Annotated in this window: 18 protein-coding genes; 6 read left to right on the top strand and 12 right to left on the bottom strand. The window is 67.8% G+C overall.

The annotated features are described in order from the left end of the window. Positions 1-15: 15 nt before the first annotated feature. A complete protein-coding gene (locus tag NMI01S_RS17200) occupies positions 16-339 on the bottom strand; it encodes a hypothetical protein (protein WP_062998349.1) in 324 nt (107 codons plus the stop codon). A 256-nt stretch (positions 340-595) separates the two neighbouring features. Here NMI01S_RS17200 and NMI01S_RS17195 point away from each other — a divergent pair, with 256 nt between their 5' ends. The 4 genes from NMI01S_RS17195 (at position 596) to NMI01S_RS17180 (ending at position 3,664) form a co-directional block, all read left to right on the top strand. Beyond that, positions 596-1,228 carry a helix-turn-helix domain-containing protein gene (locus NMI01S_RS17195; protein ID WP_062998347.1) on the top strand — a complete coding sequence of 211 codons (633 nt, stop codon included), beginning with the start codon at positions 596-598 and terminating at the stop codon, positions 1,226-1,228. After that, positions 1,207-1,539 (top strand): divalent-cation tolerance protein CutA, encoded by a 333-nt coding sequence (gene cutA / locus NMI01S_RS17190; protein WP_062998345.1) that lies wholly within the window; start codon positions 1,207-1,209, stop codon positions 1,537-1,539. Before NMI01S_RS17195 ends, cutA begins: the two co-directional genes overlap by 22 nt. A gap of 357 nt (positions 1,540-1,896) precedes the next feature. Continuing rightward, on the top strand, positions 1,897-2,475 hold the full coding sequence (locus tag NMI01S_RS17185; protein WP_062998343.1) for a hemerythrin domain-containing protein: 579 nt from the start codon (positions 1,897-1,899) through the stop codon (positions 2,473-2,475). Positions 2,476-2,614: 139 nt separating this feature from the next. Then, complete coding sequence (locus NMI01S_RS17180; RefSeq protein WP_157126222.1) at positions 2,615-3,664, top strand: FAD-dependent oxidoreductase; 1,050 nt, start codon at positions 2,615-2,617, stop codon at positions 3,662-3,664. A gap of 115 nt (positions 3,665-3,779) precedes the next feature. Here the strand turns inward: NMI01S_RS17180 and NMI01S_RS17175 are convergent, their stop codons facing one another. Next, a complete protein-coding gene (locus tag NMI01S_RS17175; protein WP_157126221.1) occupies positions 3,780-4,724 on the bottom strand; it encodes an alpha/beta fold hydrolase in 945 nt (314 codons plus the stop codon). 176 nt (positions 4,725-4,900) lie between these two features. On the opposite strand from NMI01S_RS17175, the gene NMI01S_RS17170 reads away from it, so the two are divergent. Beyond that, positions 4,901-5,743, top strand: coding sequence for an HpcH/HpaI aldolase/citrate lyase family protein (locus NMI01S_RS17170; RefSeq protein WP_062998337.1), 843 nt, complete (start codon positions 4,901-4,903; stop codon positions 5,741-5,743). On the opposite strand, the gene NMI01S_RS17165 is transcribed toward NMI01S_RS17170, so the two are convergent. Next, entirely contained in the window at positions 5,726-6,469 is a 744-nt protein-coding gene (locus tag NMI01S_RS17165) for a maleate cis-trans isomerase family protein (protein WP_062998335.1), read from the bottom strand. The genes NMI01S_RS17170 and NMI01S_RS17165 overlap by 18 nt on opposite strands. Before the next feature lie 34 nt (positions 6,470-6,503). Continuing rightward, positions 6,504-7,070, bottom strand: coding sequence for a TetR/AcrR family transcriptional regulator (locus NMI01S_RS17160; protein ID WP_062998333.1), 567 nt, complete (start codon positions 7,068-7,070; stop codon positions 6,504-6,506). Between the two features lie 81 nt (positions 7,071-7,151). Between NMI01S_RS17160 and NMI01S_RS17155 the strand changes: the two genes are divergently transcribed. Beyond that, the gene (locus NMI01S_RS17155; RefSeq protein ID WP_062998331.1) at positions 7,152-8,045 is read left to right on the top strand and encodes a DUF4437 domain-containing protein; all 894 of its coding nucleotides are present in this window, start codon (positions 7,152-7,154) and stop codon (positions 8,043-8,045) included. Positions 8,046-8,090: 45 nt separating this feature from the next. Here the strand turns inward: NMI01S_RS17155 and NMI01S_RS17150 are convergent, their stop codons facing one another. From NMI01S_RS17150 to NMI01S_RS17115, 8 genes are read right to left on the bottom strand one after another with little or no spacing between them, the layout of a single operon-like run. Next, a complete protein-coding gene (locus NMI01S_RS17150) occupies positions 8,091-8,834 on the bottom strand; it encodes a maleate cis-trans isomerase family protein (protein WP_062998329.1) in 744 nt (247 codons plus the stop codon). 24 nt (positions 8,835-8,858) lie between these two features. Beyond that, positions 8,859-9,626 carry an SDR family oxidoreductase gene (locus NMI01S_RS17145; protein WP_062998327.1) on the bottom strand — a complete coding sequence of 256 codons (768 nt, stop codon included), beginning with the start codon at positions 9,624-9,626 and terminating at the stop codon, positions 8,859-8,861. Continuing rightward, positions 9,623-10,537 (bottom strand): hypothetical protein, encoded by a 915-nt coding sequence (locus NMI01S_RS17140; RefSeq protein ID WP_062998325.1) that lies wholly within the window; start codon positions 10,535-10,537, stop codon positions 9,623-9,625. The genes NMI01S_RS17145 and NMI01S_RS17140 overlap by 4 nt, the downstream gene beginning before the upstream one ends. Continuing rightward, positions 10,534-11,223 carry a hypothetical protein gene (locus NMI01S_RS17135; RefSeq protein ID WP_062998323.1) on the bottom strand — a complete coding sequence of 230 codons (690 nt, stop codon included), beginning with the start codon at positions 11,221-11,223 and terminating at the stop codon, positions 10,534-10,536. The genes NMI01S_RS17140 and NMI01S_RS17135 overlap by 4 nt, the downstream gene beginning before the upstream one ends. Further along, positions 11,220-12,341, bottom strand: a complete 1,122-nt coding sequence (locus NMI01S_RS17130) for an aromatic ring-hydroxylating dioxygenase subunit alpha (protein WP_062998321.1) — start codon at positions 12,339-12,341, stop codon at positions 11,220-11,222. The genes NMI01S_RS17135 and NMI01S_RS17130 overlap by 4 nt, the downstream gene beginning before the upstream one ends. Positions 12,342-12,351: 10 nt before the next feature. Continuing rightward, complete coding sequence (locus NMI01S_RS17125; protein ID WP_062998319.1) at positions 12,352-13,293, bottom strand: alpha/beta hydrolase family protein; 942 nt, start codon at positions 13,291-13,293, stop codon at positions 12,352-12,354. Positions 13,294-13,295: 2 nt separating this feature from the next. Then, positions 13,296-14,105, bottom strand: a complete 810-nt coding sequence (locus tag NMI01S_RS17120) for an oxidoreductase (RefSeq protein ID WP_062998317.1) — start codon at positions 14,103-14,105, stop codon at positions 13,296-13,298. Continuing rightward, positions 14,102-15,793, bottom strand: coding sequence for a carbon-nitrogen hydrolase family protein (locus NMI01S_RS17115; protein WP_062998316.1), 1,692 nt, complete (start codon positions 15,791-15,793; stop codon positions 14,102-14,104). The genes NMI01S_RS17120 and NMI01S_RS17115 overlap by 4 nt, the downstream gene beginning before the upstream one ends. Positions 15,794-15,823 lie beyond the last annotated feature (30 nt).

Genomic DNA, 15,823 nt, shown 5'->3' with positions numbered 1-15,823 from the left:
GCAGGCATACGACGATCAGAAGACCGAGCACCCGAATCCTTTCCGCTGCTTGATTTCTGGCCATTTCGCGAATGACAAACGCGGCGATACGGTCTCGACGTCTGCCAGCGCCATGACGGCGTTGAGTGTGAGCGCGTCCATGTGCTCCGGCGACGGGGTGAGCACGGCATCGACGTCGGCGTCCCGTACGAGATCCGGCAGTGGCACGAGACTCGCTTCAGGCCACACGAGGGTGTAGCCGAGATGCCGCGCCAGCCTCCTCAGTTGCGCTGCGTGCCATTGCGCTGTCTCGCTGACCTCGTCTGCGATCCATGCGAGCGCCGTGGGCTCAGCTCTCATCGACGCCGCCTTCGGCGATATACGGCGCGAACATGTCGAGCATCGCGGATTTCGTCTCGTTTCCCTCAACACTCATCGACAGGCGCTCCCCGGTTCGAAGGGTTTCCGGTATCGCATCCGGCGCCGGAGAGGCTGTCTCGACCCGGCGCCGGGGCGTATCGCAATGATGCACTCGATAGGCGAATCTGTCTAGTCTAGACGCATGAGTCTAGCTATAGAATCGGCCACGTAGGCCAACCGACGAGAGGCATTACCAGTGAGCGTGACGGGCGACGTCATCCGGCAACGGAGAAAGGTCCTTGGCTACTCACAGACCCAGCTTGCGAAGTTGGTCGACGCGGACCAGAAGACCGTGTCTCGTTGGGAGACAGGTGAATCCGAACCGGTGGTGTCGGACCTCGTCCGACTCTCCGAGGTGTTGGACGTGTCGCTGAACACGCTCGCGGGCAAGACCGCCGCCGGGCTCGATTTCTCCGGTGACTGGTGGTACTCGGGGCAGGCATTCGGCGACGCCGGGGAACGGATCGACACGCTCGAACTGCATATCGAGCAAGACGGGTTGTGGCTCCAACTTGCTGGGGCGCGGGCACGGCCGGTGTCGGAAGGCTCCTACGCGTGGACAGGTGAAATGAGACTCTACGATTCCGAGGCGTTCATGGGTTGGTATGTCGCTGCTGACGGAAATGTGCGATCGAAGGGAACGCTGTATTTCGAGCTTCACCCGCACGGCCAGATGATGAGAGGCGGATGGGTCGGTCAGTCGTATGTCGCACCGGTTGTGCAAGGTTGGTGCGCGGTCGCGCGGGAACGTTGGGTCGCGGAGGCCCTCGTCCGTGACATGGCCCGAACTGAGGGACAATTGAAGGCATGGCCGACACTGAAACCGTAGTAGACGTTTCGATTACTGCCAGCGACCCGGAATTTCTCGCCGGGCTGGTCCGCGAACTAGTCGAAGCCGGATACGTGGCCTGCGGCAACATCGTTCCCGGAATCCGCAGCATCTACCGGTGGGACGGCGCAGTGCAAGACGACCGGGAGTCGTTGGCCATCCTGCACACTCGGCGATCGCGGGTCGACGACATTCTGGCGTTCCTGAAAGACAAGCATCCGGACGAGACACCGCAGGTGATAGCCACGGAAGCAGTCCAGACGCATCCGGGATATCGGGAGTGGGTGTTGGACACCACCCGACCGCGCTAGCCCTAGGGCGGAGACGCGGCAACTGAGCGGGCGTCCGTCGGAGGGCCGGGCTTGCGGCGCGGACGAGGACATCGGATCGGAGTCCGATCGAAGGCGTGGCTTGCCGGGAACTGTTGGTGCGCAGGCAGACGATGGGCGTGGTTAGTAGGTTGTGGTTGCTGCGGGTTTCGGTGCGATACGCCTCCGAGTCGGGATATGCACCGCCGTAGAGGGGCTAGGGGATCTCGGACTGAGTGTGTGACCTCGCGCGGTTGCTCCGGCCTAGTACATTGTCGTCAGGTTCCCAGCAGGTTTCCGGCTGAGGCAGTCGGTCGTCGAGTTCCGTGCTTACCAGCGATGCGGCGTCAGGGAGGAAATGTGGATATCACCCAGTTGATCCTCGATGACCATCACGAGCAGCGGCGGTTGTTCGCGATTCTGGAGCAGATCGATCGGGGCGACACCGGTGCGCTGGGGGCGATCTGGGACAGGTTGGCTGCGTTTCTCGAATTGCATGCGCAGGCCGAGGAGGAGATTTTCTATCCCGCGCTGCTGCAGGTGGGGATCGCGGCTCGGCGGGCGAGCGGGGCGGAGGACGAGACGCTCGACGCGATCGGTGACCACAACGAGATCAGGGACGCGGTCGCCGAAGTAGGGCGGCACCAGGTCGGCACCGACGAGTGGTACGCGGCGGTCGCGGCGGCGAATCTGGCCAACAGCGATCATATGGCCGAGGAAGAGCGTGAGGGGCTCACCGACTTCCGCCGCCTGGCCGGGTTGCAGCGCCGGCATCACCTCGCCGTGGCCTTCGCCGCGTACGAGGCGCGCAACTACGCCGGTGTCGTGTCCGTCGACAAGGACCCTGCCGGCTATGTCCGCGCGGCGGAGGCGGCGTTGCGGACCGGGGTCGATGGATCGCTCAGCGTGGGTAGTTTGAAGCGAGTTCCGCCCGGCTGAGCACCTCATGGCGGGCTCGAAGGGCGGCGTCATTCGCTGATCGGGTTCTCGGCGAATAATCCCGTGGGCGTGGCACTCTGGACACGTGCCGCTCCCGGCGGGCGGCCGCCGGCACGACGACGCTAGGAGGTCGCAGGACATGGTGAGCGTTATCGGTGGTGGGATCGCGGGCAGTTGCCTGGCCGGTGGTCTCGCACGGCGCGGGCATCGGGTAGCGGTGTACGAACAACAGCGCCCGGGGCCCGGGGCCGGGGCGTTTCTGTTCATCGACGGGCGCGGACACGACGCGATGGAGGCGATGGGCGTCGATCGTGCATCGCTGCACGAGGTTTCGTATCCGCTGGCGGGACTCGACTACGAGGACAGCCGCGGGCGGCGCAGCGCGATGCCCAGTCGAGGCCATCGTTTCTGGTTGCGCCGCAACCTCATGGGCGTGCTGTCGCAGTTCGTCGCGGACTCCGGCGCCGAGCTGCGCTACGGCGAGCCGATCACCGGCGTGATCGTGGGCGAGGACAACCACACGATCCGGCGCGGCTCCGAAGTCGTCGCCGCCGAAGGACTGCTGATCGGCGCCGACGGTATCGATTCCGTGGTCCGCGCGGCCCTGGAACCCGAGCGCACCCCGGTATACGCCGGTGACGTCGTGCTGTACGGAATGACCGGCACGCCACTGGACCCGCCGCCGCCAACTACCCCCGCGGTCCTCCACTTCTTCGCCGAGGTCGCCGAAGACGGCAGTGCCGGAAGTACTTTCGGCCACATCTGGCGTCCCGAGGATCCGGCGGCACTGTGGTTCGTGCGGATCCCGCGCGATCCGCTCCCCGGTACCCGCGACGACATCGGGCTGCGACCGGCCGGCGAGTGGGCCGAAACCGTCTTGGCCGCAACGCCTTCCAGTCGCGCGCTGGTGTCGGCCTTCCTGTCGCGGACGCGATCGGTGCACGTCAGCAACGCTCGCAACGTCCCCCTGGAAGGCGCACGGGTACCGCAGGATTCGGTCATCCTCATCGGTGACGCCGACCACGCCATCACTCCGGCCGCCGGAGTGGGCGCCCGCGACGCGCTCGAGGACGCCCGCGCGGTCTTCGACGCGATCGTCGGCACCGCCTCACCCGCCGAAGCGATGACGCAACGCCGCAAGCAGATCGTCACCGACCGCGAAGCGGCCCAGCGGGCGCGGCGCCGATGACGGCGCCACGCTGGAGCCCGCGACCGTCGATGTCATGATCGGTGAATGGCAGGGCGGCGAGTTCGAATGGTCTGATCCGTCGTCGGCGCCGAGCGGCGGCGGTGACCCGTAGCCGCTACGAACCGGCGAGGGTTTCGACGTTCGGAGCGGTGGCCGGCGAGGTCACCGAATAGTCGGTGGTGCCGGTGAAGTAGGCGCGGGTCCATGCCGTGGTGGTCCGTTCGAGCACGGCCCAATTGGCGGGTTGGGGTGTGCCGCAGAATAGTTCGCCCAGTGCATCGGTGGAAGGACCTTCGGCGTCGGTGTGTTCGCCGACGGTGAGGCGGATGCCGACGAACGGCCGGTGCAGATGTGTTTGGAGGGCGGCGGTGCCGCTGGCGAAGTTGTTACACAGACCGGGCGGGCCGGACACCGTGAGGACCGGCAGGGTGGTGTGGTCCAGATCGGCCAGAGCCGTGTCGGTATTGGTGCCGAGGAAGGATTTCACCGGATCCAGCAGGATCAGTCCGCGCAGCTGCGGCCAGGCCTGCGGAGCGCTGGTGTGCAGGCGATGGGCGACGTACTCGACTGCCTCGGCCCCGGCCGAATGGCCGATGAACACGAATTGTCGCGGCAGGGCGGGCGCGGTGACGCCGGCCTGTTCGGCGGCGGTGGCGAGCGCGGTGGCCAGGGGGCCGGTGGGATCGGTCGCGGTGGAGAACAATCGGGCCACCTGATCCAGGAACGCCGTATTGTCACCGAGGTTCTGCAACGTGCAGCCCGACAGGTTCATGAACGGCAGGCTCGGCGCGAAGACGAGGTTGCCGGTACCGGCCAAACGAGCGGCGAGCGCGGCGACATTGCCGTCGGCGCGGGCGAATCCGTGCTGCAACCACACCAGTCCTCGCGGTGTGCCGGCGGGCAGATACCAGTCGGCATGTTGCGCGAGGGGCGCCCCGGCGCCGCACGGCAGCGCGATCGTCCCCGGTAAACCCGGCGAGTCGGCGGCCGCCGGGGCGAATCCGAGAGCGGCGACGCATGCCGCGGCCATGACGGTGAGGGCCGAAGGTCGAAAGCCCATCGCGACTCCCTGTGCCGGGCAGCCGGTTTCGGCGCGGTGAGCCGATCGCGAGAGATTCCTGAGAACCCCGACGGGTGGACAGCTGCACGCCGAGACCGCTATGTTTCATTCACCGAAACGGTGTTTCTTACAAGGGAATAGTACTGCGATTCCCGAGCCGGTGCGAGGTGTAGTTGATGAGATCGGCGCTCTATGTTCCGGGGAACCGTCCGGCGCTGTTCGGTAAGGCGTTGGCGGGTCCCGCCGACGTGGTCCTGCTGGACCTCGAGGACTCGGTCCCGCCAGGGGAGAAGGCCCGCGCCCGTGACCTGGTGTCGGCGTGGTTGGGCGGGCTCTCGGCGGCGAGCCGCGAACGCGTCTGGGTGCGGGTCAATTTCGAGGACGAAGCCGATCTGTGCGCGGTGGCGGCCGGCGGCCCCGCCGCGGTGTGCCTGGCGAAAACCGAATCGGCCGAACAAGTCCGCGCGGCGGCGGGCGTGCTGAGCGACCATGAGCCCGCACCAGGCGTTGTCGGCATCTGCCCGCTGCTCGAAAGCGCGGCGGCGGTGCTCGCCGCCCGCGAGATCGCCGCGGCCCCGCGGGTGTCGCGACTGCAGCTGGGGGAGGCGGATCTGTGTGCCGATATCGGGATGGCGCCGGGCCCCGACCGCGGGGAACTGCTGGCGATCCGCACTCGGCTGGTGCTGGTCAGCGTGGCCGCGGGTCTCGAACCGCCGCCGGCTCCGGTCAGCACCGACTTCCGCGATCTCGCCGCACTCCGAGAGAGTACCGAAGCGTTGGCGCGCTTGGGGTTTCGCGGCCGAACCTGTATCCATCCCGCCCAGCTGCCGGTTGTGAACGCGGTGTTCACCCCGTCTGCCGAGGAGCTGACGCGCGCCCGGGATCTGGTGGCGCGCTTCGCCGCCGGGGCCGGTGGCGTCGTGCTGGACGCCGACGGCCGCATGGTCGATCTCGCTGTCGTCCGCCGCGCCCGGCGGCTGCTGGCCGAAGCGGGCGACCGGTCACTGTTCGCGCAGTAGTCGTCCGGCGCCTTCGACCCGATCGCCGATCCCGTGCTCTCGCAACGCATGCCACAGCGTGGCGGCATTGATCGCGATCACCGGTTTGCCGAGTTCGCGTTCCAGTTCGTCGGCCGTCGCCACGAAGGACAGATTCGTGCCCACCTGCACGATCGCCTCCACCTGCGGTCCGTCCAGTTCCGCGACCACAGCGCGCAGCCGGTCGGGCCGGACCTTGGCGATATCCAGGGCGGTCGGGCAGCGCAGACCGGTGATCGCGGCGACCTCGAAGCCGGCCTCGGTGAAGAACCGGCCCACTTCCTTGTCGGCGATCGGCTGATACGGCGAGAACACCGCGATCCGCCGGCATCCCAGGGCGTGCAGCGCCGCCCGGCACGAACTCGCCCCCGTCGTCACCGGCAGGCCGGTGCGTTCACGCAGCCGCCGTTCGAAGGCCGCGTTGCCTTCGACCCCGCCCCAGAACGTTTCCGCGGACATGCCCATGACCATGCGGTCCGGTTCGGCGGTGAGCACATCGCGCACGGCGGTATCGATGGAGGCGCGGATCTGGCCCAGCAGGGCCCGGAAATCGTCGTCGTCGCCCATGACCGGATCGGGAATGTACATCGAACCGGCCCGGTAGCTGATTCCCGGCAGCCCGGCCCGCCAATAGTCGTGTTCGACAACGGTATTCGTGCTGGGCACGATGACGCCGAACACGGCGCGGGGTCCCACGGCATTGGTCATCTCGAGGTCTCCTCGCTCGCTGCGATCGGCCGCCTCAACGACGGCCGGAACTGTGTTCCATTGCCCGATCGACCGCCCGGTGTGCGCGGTCCCGGTCGACGGGGCCGTCCAGCAGCAGGACGTCCACGAGCAGCGGCGCCACGATGGACAGCGCGATCTCCTCGATCACCGCGCGCTCCCGCACTCCGGCCCGGCGCACCGCGGCGCGGAACGGCGCGAGCAGGTCGCTGACGTATCGATGGCGCAATTCGGCGCAGTCGGGATCTGCGACCGAGGCGGTCATCAGGGCGCGAAGGAATGCGGCAACGGGCTTGTCGCGCAGTCGATCACAGAGTGAGTCGACCTCGCCGTGCAGATCCGCGACCGGATCGCCGGTCGGCTCGGGGGAGGGATGGGGTGCGACGGTGATGAGTGCGGCGAGGAAGTCCTTGGGCGCGGGCCAATGGCGGTAGATGGTGGTGCGGGCCACGCCCGTCATGGCGTGCAGCCGGCGGGGTGTCAGCGCCGCCGCGCCCTCGGTGAGGACCAGTTCCAGTGCGGCGGTGAGCACGATCTGCGCGGTGTCGGTGGCCGGTCCGGAAGGACGTCCGGGTCTGTTCACGGTAATAAACGATACATCTTGTTTTGCTTATTGATAAGCACTACATTTTGTATCGGAAAATCAGCTCCCGGAGGAGGACCCATGCGTCCACATGTAGAGCTCATCGATGAGAAAGATCTGATCTGGCACCGCGCCGAGTTCCAGCGCGCCACGGGCAGTGCCGAACAACGCAACCTCAGCTATGACGAGGAGGACGGCTCGGCCTCGCTGAAGGTTCGGTTCATCAGCGACTGGTCCCGGCCGGCAGGCGTGCACGTGGCCGACACCGAATGGTTCGTACTGTCCGGACGAATAACCGTGGGTGACGTCGAACTCGGCCCCGAGGGCTACTGGACGGCGCCGGCCGGGGTGTGGACGCCGTCGATCCGGGTAGCGGCCGGTACGGAAATTCTGCTGTTCCGGGAGCGCGGCGGCTGGGGGTTCGACCTGGCGGACGGTGATCGCGAATTCGTGCGTCCCGACCAGGAACTCGTCGTCCTGAAGACCGCGTCGATGCCGTGGATCGACGTGAAGGACGGCAGTCCGATGCGGTTCGATCTGGGCGGGACCCCCGTGCCCGGCCTCTATATCAAACTGCTGCACCGCGACGCGAAGACCGGCTTCTACACCCGCCTGATCAAGGCGAAGCCGGGATGGCGAGAGGTGCCGCTGGCGCACCATCCGTGCAGTGAGGAAGCCTATTGTCTCGACGGCGGTTTCGAGTACAACTTCGGCACCATGTGGCCGGGCACCTACTTCTGGCGTCCGGCGTTCATCCGGCACGGTGACTTCACCGCCGACGTGGAGCGCGGCTGCACCTGGATCATCCGCTCGGACGCGGACCTGGCGGACTGGTACACCGAGAATGCGAGCGTGTCGATGGCGGGTGATGCCACCAATTGGGGGCCGGACTTCCCGGAGACGGCGGCGCCGCGGTTCATCGAACCGGTCCGGTCGAAATCCGTCGGCGCGTGGGCGAATCCGAGCTACCAGTAGGTCGCGGCTCCGTGCCTCTCCGTGTCGCCGGAGGGGCACGGGGCGTCAGTGGTCGCGCAGCAGTGATCCCGCGCCCTCGACGCGATCGGTGAACCCGTTGTCGCGTAACGCCATCCACCAGGTCGCCGCATTGATCGCCAGCACGGGTTTGCCCAGCCATCGTTCGGCCTCGTCGGCCAACCGCACCATCGACAGGTTGGTTCCGCACTGCACCAGCGCGTCCACGCCGTCACCGTCGACCTCGCGCAGGGCGGAGCGCAGCTCGCCCTCGGTGACGTGGGCGATGGAAACGGCTGTGGGGCAGCGCAATCCCTTGATCGCCCGCACCTCGAAACCCAGCTCGCCGAAGAATCGCACCACATTCTCGTCACCCACGGGTTGATAGGGCGTGACCACGCCGATGCGGCGCGCACCGTAGAGCGCCAGTGCGCGCCGGCACGCCTCGGCACCGGTGGCGACCTCGAGTCCGGTCACTTCGTGGATCTGGCGCACGAATCGGCGGTTGCCCTCGACGCCGCCCCAGAACGTCTCGGCCGACATTCCCATGACCATGTAATCGGGGTCGCAGGTCAGCACCCGCTCGCACGCGGCGACGATTTCGTCGCGGATCTGCTCGAGCAGCCGGCCCATTCCGGCGTCGTCGCTCATATCCTGGTCGCGGATGTGGATGCGGCCGAAATGCGCGGTCACCCCGGGCACCCCCAGGCGGGCGAAATCGGGCTCTACCACGGTATTGGTGGACGGGGCCAGGACCCCGAACTTGGCTCGCCAGCCGAGGACGTCGGGCATCGAACCAGCTCCTTCTGCAATCGGTTACGCGACGAACGGGTCGCGGGTGCGAAACGGTGCCGCGGCGAAGCGGCGGATCACCTTGCCCGTGGTAAGCCACTCGACCCGGGCACCGTTGCGGGTGCGAGTGACTGCCCGCTCGGCCAGCCAGGGCGCGACGGTGTCCACCGGGTCGGCGAGAATGGTGAAGATCCTGCGGGCCTTGGCCAATTCGTCCGGGTCGGTGTATCCGTGGGTGAGCAGATCGGTGGTGACCAGGCCGGGGCTGAGTACACCGACCGAGACGCCGGGCGGAACCTCCTCGGCGAGCGCCACGGTGAGGTAGCGGACCGCACGCTTGCTGGCTCCGTAGACGCCGAGTCCGGGTACGGTGCGTCCGTCGCTGCCCAACCCCTCCATATTCCAGATGTGGCCGCCGTGCTCGGACATGCCGGCAATCGCGACCGCGCAGCCGTTGAGGACGCCGATCAGATTGGTATCGATCACCTTTCGCACCACGGCGTCCGGTAGCTCCCACATCGGCGCGCGGGTCTGGGAGACGCCGGCGTTGTTGATCCAGATGTCCACGGCGCCGAATCGTTGTGCCGTCGCATCCCACAGCCTGCGCAGATCGTCGCGATCGGTGGTGTCGGCGGCCAGCACAACGGCCGCCTCCCCGAGTTCGGCGCGTGCCGATTCGATCCGCCGCGGGTCGGTGCCGCAGACCGCGACTCGATGGCCGCGGGCCAGTAGCGCCCGGGCCATCCCCAATCCGATACCCCGGGTGCCGCCGGTGATGACCACGCTGCTCATTGCCGCTCCAGAACGCCGTGCATGATCACCGACAGCCGGTTGTGTTCGAACAGTTGATAGGCGACCGCGACAGTGGACCCCGCGCCCATTCCCGGTTCGGCGTCCATCATGAATTCCCGGCCGATCAGCCGGCGGCCGTCACTGTGGTGCAGACGCACGAAATTGGCGCGGCCGCAGGCCAATCCGTTGCCGAACGCATCGGGGCCCTCGTGGAAACTGCGTGCGCCGTCGCGACGGACGACGACATCGCTCTCGGCTCCGAGCGGCCCCGCGAACTCGAGCCGATGCGATGCGGTGAGCAGATCGAGGGGCGCGACGGTGCGGGTCAGCCGAGTTGTGCCGAGGCTACGCTGCTCCGCCGACCACAGTTCCAGATCGCCGGCATAGCAACTGTCGTCCTTGGTGGGGAAGGTGAATGTGACTTCGCCGCACCGTGTTTCGGTATTCACTCGCTCCTCGGCGAGCGCCGGATCGCGGGTGTAGAGCCCGGTGAACACGCCGACCATCGCCGGGCCCTGATACAGCACCGACGAATACACCTGGGTGTCCTCGATCGTCTGATTCCACGTGTTCAGTGAGACCTGCCAGCCGGGGCTGTAGTAGTGGGCGTCGACGAATCCGCCGTAGGGCTGCCCGGAACCGTAGAAGTCGGGCCCGGTGTAGATGCGATCGCCGTCGGAGTCCAGAACACCGAATTCGAACGGGGCGCCCAGGGCGAACCGCCCGGCCAGCCGCCCGCCGCCGGTGAGCCCGCCGTCCATGTAGTAGGTGGTCGTGCCGTCCTCGAACACCGAGGACCGGCGGATATCCTCGAATCCCAGCCAGACGCCCTCGGCGTCGAACAGCGAGGGCCGCCCCACCCATTCGCCCGCGATGCGTTGCTGCCAGCGGCTCGGCTCGGCGCTGCTCATCCTCGCAACTCCCGGCGCACCTGTTCGGATTGCTCGGCGCCCAGCAGGCGGGTCACCTGATGCCACACCGGGTCGACCTCGGGGCTGAACAGGTTGGCGCGGTTCGCGCGGTCGCGGGCCGGCAGATCGGCATCCGGGGCCGGAACGCCCTTGTCCAGCAGGGTGAGCCAATGCCGCAGGTATGCGTCGACGGTCTCGGTGAGCTGCTCGAATGCCGGTGCGCTCGCCCGGCACACCACCATCCACGGCGACATCAGCGCCCGCTGCCGGGGACCGATGGCGGCCGGTGAGACGCCGTCGAGCTGCCAGGCCGCATCCAGCAGCGGTGTCAACGGAAGATATGCGGCGTCCAGATAGTCCAGATTCACCGCCAGATCGGCACGCGGAATCAGGTCGAGATGCATGGCGTAGTACTCGCCGCCGTAGACCGCGTCGAGCGTGAAATGCGGCACCGCGGAATCGGCCGCGGTGAACGCGAAGATCATATGGCTGTCCAGGCCGATGGGCGGCACCACCAGATCGACGGTCACCACCTTGTCGATCGGACCGCCACGCGACACCCGCAGCCTGCCCACCGGTTCGGGTGACAGGGGACCGGTCAGCACTCTGTCTTCGACGACGGTCGAACCCGTTGCGCTGGAGAGTGTTTCGAGAGTTCGGGTACTCAGCGTGGTGGGCAGGCTCATCGTGGGTCTCCTCCCTGGCGGGCCTTGTGCACCCAGGCGGCGGCGAGTTCGGGATCGTCCAGGCGTGCGGGCGAGGCGATGACGGTGGCCCTGCGCCGCGGCGCATCGCCGGTGATCACATCGTCGCCACCGAGCCACCAGCCGTCCTTGATCAACTGGGCGCGGCGCCGGCGGTAGGCGACCTGCAGGGCATCGCTGCGCACATGCAGCTCGTCGGACAGGTCGAACGGAAGCAGCTCCGGGCGTTGGGATTCCACCACCGGCCGGTCCTGCAGCAGGATCTTCTCGATGCGTTTGCGGGCGTTGCCGTCGGCCCAGGAGCCGGTGAAGAAGTTGCGGAAGCCGAGAATCTTGATCAGTGTGCGGTCCTGCGAGAGCGGAATGTTGAAGTCGTAGAGCATCAGATCGCCGATCGGCAGCCGCACATGCAGTTTCACGATATTCGGCAGATACCAGGCATTCGTGACGGTCACGTACTCCGGCATCGCCCTGCCGCGAAACAGCAGGCCCCACAGCCCCTTCGGTGGTGGTGGGCTCAGGGGGATATCCGCCTCCGCCGACCAGTCCGTCTGCCGCACCCGGAAATCCGGGATCTGTGGCTTGTCCGGGTTGCCGAACGCGGTGCCGTGCACGAAGGGCGTGTGCGAGGCATCCACCACGTTCTCGAAGGCGCGTTCGTAATTGGCGTCGATGACCATCTCGTACTGGACGGCCCGAAACCCCGGATCCTCCCACTGCGGAATCTCCGGAATCGGAGGCCGCTGCGCCTCGGGCAGATCGCCGAGAAACGCCCACACCATGCCATAGCGCTCCACCGCCGGATAGGCGTCCACTCGCGCCTTGCGGGGGATGGCCCGTCCGGGCGCGTTGGCGGGGATGCGGACGCACACGCCCCCGGAGTCGTATTGCCAGCCGTGGTATGGGCAGGTGATGCAGTCCCCGCTCACCGTTCCCAGCGACAAGGCGCCGCCGCGGTGCACGCACAGATCCGACAGGCAGACCGGCGCGCCGGACTCGGTGCGGTAGAGCACGAAGTCCTGGCCCAGGCAGGTCGCCCGGCGCGGTGTCGGCCCGACCTTGTCCGCGAATTCCAGTGCGTACCAAAAGTTTTTGAGCACCGTGATCTCCTCAGTGCCGCTTCAGCAGCATTCCGTCGTCGAAACCCGATAATTCGTCGCGAGCGCTCGCTGAAGCCTTCAGATGAGTGTTCAGAAACAGCGTGGTCAGCCGCGCGAACCGGGGCAGGGCATCGGACTCCGCAGGGCCGTCGAGGAAGGCGCGGGCCGCGGTCGGATCGGCGTCGGCGATGCCGAAATGATTGGCGCCGGGCACGATCGCGAGCAGATGATCGCCGTCGGGCAGTGCCTCGGCGAAGGTGCGGGCCACCGGATCCGGGCGATCCTCGCCCTCGCCGTAGCGGTCGGCGCTGCCCTTGATCACGCCGTCGTTGCCGCCGACACCCAGCAGCACCGGGCAGCTCACCTGCGCCGGGAGCACCGTACCCGGGTCCCAGCCCAGCATGGTGGCGACCATGGTGTGCGCACCCCACGCGAAAACCGCGCGCACGCAAGGGAAGTACCGCGCCGATTGCAACACCACGGTGCCGCCCGCCGAATGCCCGCCCAGTGCGACGCGCTCCAGATCGAGTGCGCCGCGCAACGGTTCGGTGGTGTTCAGTTCGGCCAGCGCGTCCAGCACCGCCGGGATGGTCGGGCAGGTGGGCCTGGTGCCATAGGTGTCGGGTCGCGCGGCCGCCAGATCGACGCCGGGCGTGAGCCCGCGCTGCCCACCGAACAGATCGGCGACGCGATCGAAGGTGACCACCACATAACCGGATTCGGCGATCGCGGTCGCGAATCGGCGATAGCTGTCCTGCCCGACATTGACGCCGGACAGGAAGACCACCACCGGATAGGGCGCGCCGGCCGGATCGGGAGCGAAGACGCCGGTGAGCCGCTCGGCATCGTCGCCGGAGGCGACGGCGGGGTAGTAGAGCTTGAGGTGGGCGGTGTCGAAGGGCGCGTCGCCGTCGGTGCGCGCGGACCACCACAGGGAGCGGATCAAGCTCATGTTCACCCCACCGGCCGCGGCAGCACCCGGTCGCCGCCCCAGAGGGCGCGCACCAGTCGCTGGGTGAGGTCGGGGCCGAACATGCGCTCGCCCATGACGTTCGCGGGATCGCGTTCGGCGATGTTGCGGCGGATCCGCAGATCCCGGGCCGCGAGGCCGGCGCGTTCGTCGTCGGGCACCGCTTCGGCGGCGTCCACCCATCCCAGCCACTGGTCGACCTTGGCGGTGAGCAGTTCGGCCACCGTGTCGAGATTGGGCCGGGTGGGCGGGAAGGAATAGCAGTAGGCGACCGGTGAGAGGCTGGTGCGGATGAATCCGGTGCGGCTGGTGAACCAGGTGAAGTCGGGGTGGTCCGCCTTGAACGCCAGCCACGGCTCGTCGGCCTCGGCGTAGTAGCGGTCGTAATAGTCGCCGTCGCCCACCAGATCACCGCGCGGCACCGCATCCACGTAGAACCAGCCCTGCGGCCACAGCAGCAGCGCCGACGCCAGATGAGGAACCCGTACCTGCGGCCCGAGCCACGCGGTGAGGTGCATGTTCACGAAACCGGTGCGGGGATCGCCGATCCAGGAATGCACCAGCCAGTCGATCTCGGGTCCGGTGTAGGCGGCGAGGCGGCCGGAGGGCCCTGTCGCCGCGTCACCGTAGGAGTCGAGGTCGGCGGTGCTCGGGTCGCGGGTCAGTTCGAAGCGGCCGGCGATCCTGGCCTGCAGTCCGGCCAGCAGCTCCTGCCATTCCGAAAATATCTCGGTGACATCGGTTCTGGGGTTCTCGTCGACCATCTGCTCGACATGTTGCACGGTTTCACTCATGGCAGCTCCGGTTCGGTTGTCGCGGTGGCGGGTTCGCGCAGGAGGGCGGACACGGCGGCGGCGGGACGGCCCGCGACCAGATCGGTGCCCCGGGATACGGCGCGGTTCACGGCCTGGGCCGGTCGGATGTCGGCCTGCACCCGGTTCGCGCCGGCCGGGGCGGAGGTCACCTGCGGGACGCTGATCACGCCGGTGAACGGCCCGCTCCAGGACGTCCACAAGGTGAAATCCGCGCTCAGCGCGTAGATCGAACCGGCCAGCGCCCCGGTCGAATCCTCGGCGGCGGCAACGATGTTGAGCCGATTCTCCGCCGCGCGTTCCGGCAGGCCGAGCCGCGTTTCCCAGGGTTCGCCGAGAACGTGTGGCACCGCCACCACATCGGCGTCCCGGACCGCGGCCAGGCGGAAGGTCTCGGGAAACAGTGCATCGTCACCTACCACGAGAGCCAATCGGCCCCAAGGCATTTCGAAGATCTCCAGGGCGGAGCCCAGATCCGACAGCCACGAGTGGCGTTCGGTGCGGTGCAGCTGGCGCTGACATCCGACCACGCCCTCCGCGTTCACCAGCACTCCGGCATGGGCGTCGCCGTCGCGCAGGGATACCACGACATGCGCTGTCGTCCCCCGCAGCGCCGCCGCCACCTCCGGAATGGACACCGTCGCGGATGGGGACTCGGCCGCCAATGCTGTTCCCGGTGCGGCATCGCCTCGGCCGGTCAGCGCCGGCAGCACGATCACTGCGGCGCCGCTGCGGGCGGTATCGGCGATGAGGCCGAGATCGGCGAGGGCCGCGGCCACGGGAAGGGTTGGCGCACCGGCAGGGGCGCGCCGGTGCGAGATGTCGAGCATCGGGGCGTAGAGCCGCGGGCGGCGAGCGGCGAGCACATCGGTTCCGTCCGGGCGTCGTTTGTCGTCGGCGAGACCGATATCGATATCCGCCACGACCACGGCCTCACCGTGTACCGGCGCGCGCGCCACCGTTGTCCCGTCCGGTGCGACGATCTGGCTCTCGCCGGCGCCGTGCAACCGATCCGGCGGCACCCCCAGCCTGGACGCGATCGAGGGCAGCTCGTCGTCGGGCAGCAGCGGCCCGACCTTGTTGGCCGCCACCACCCAGACCTTGTTCTCCGCCGCACGCACCGGGATGTGCAGGCTCGCCTCGTCGACGGCGAAGGAGTTGAGGCTGTTGAGCAGCAGTTGCGCCCCTCGTACCGCGAGCGACCGGGTCACCTCGCAGATGACGCCTTCCATGCAGGCGTACAGGCCGATGCGGCCCAGCGGGGTGTCGACGATCTCGGAATCGGAGTCGCCGGGGTCGAGGTGATCGTTCTCGGCGCCCATCAGAATCTGCTTGTCGGACTGGGCGAGCAGTGCGCCGTCGGGGCCGAACAGCAGGCCGGTGCCGGTGGTGCGGCCGTCGTCTCGGGCCAGCGTGACCCCGATCTTGACGTACATCCGATGCCGTGCGGCGCGTTCGGCGATCGCGCTCAGGAATCGATCTCCGATGCGGCATGCCATTCGGTGCGCGTGGTCGCGGTCGGCGTACCACGATAGGTGGTTACAGAACTCGGGCAGGACGACCAGGTCCGGCGCGTGCGCTGCGGCGTCGTCGATGAGGCGCAGGCAGGTGGCGAGGTTGACCGCGACATCGGTGCCGGCGGCGAGCTGGACGGCGGCGACTCGCGTCATGAGCGCGCACCTCCTTATCGAACCCGTTTC

Source organism: Nocardia mikamii NBRC 108933 (genome assembly GCF_001613505.1).
Taxonomy (GTDB): domain Bacteria; phylum Actinomycetota; class Actinomycetes; order Mycobacteriales; family Mycobacteriaceae; genus Nocardia; species Nocardia mikamii.
Note: the sequence above shows the minus strand (reverse complement) of the source record. Positions and strands in the feature narration are given on the sequence as shown.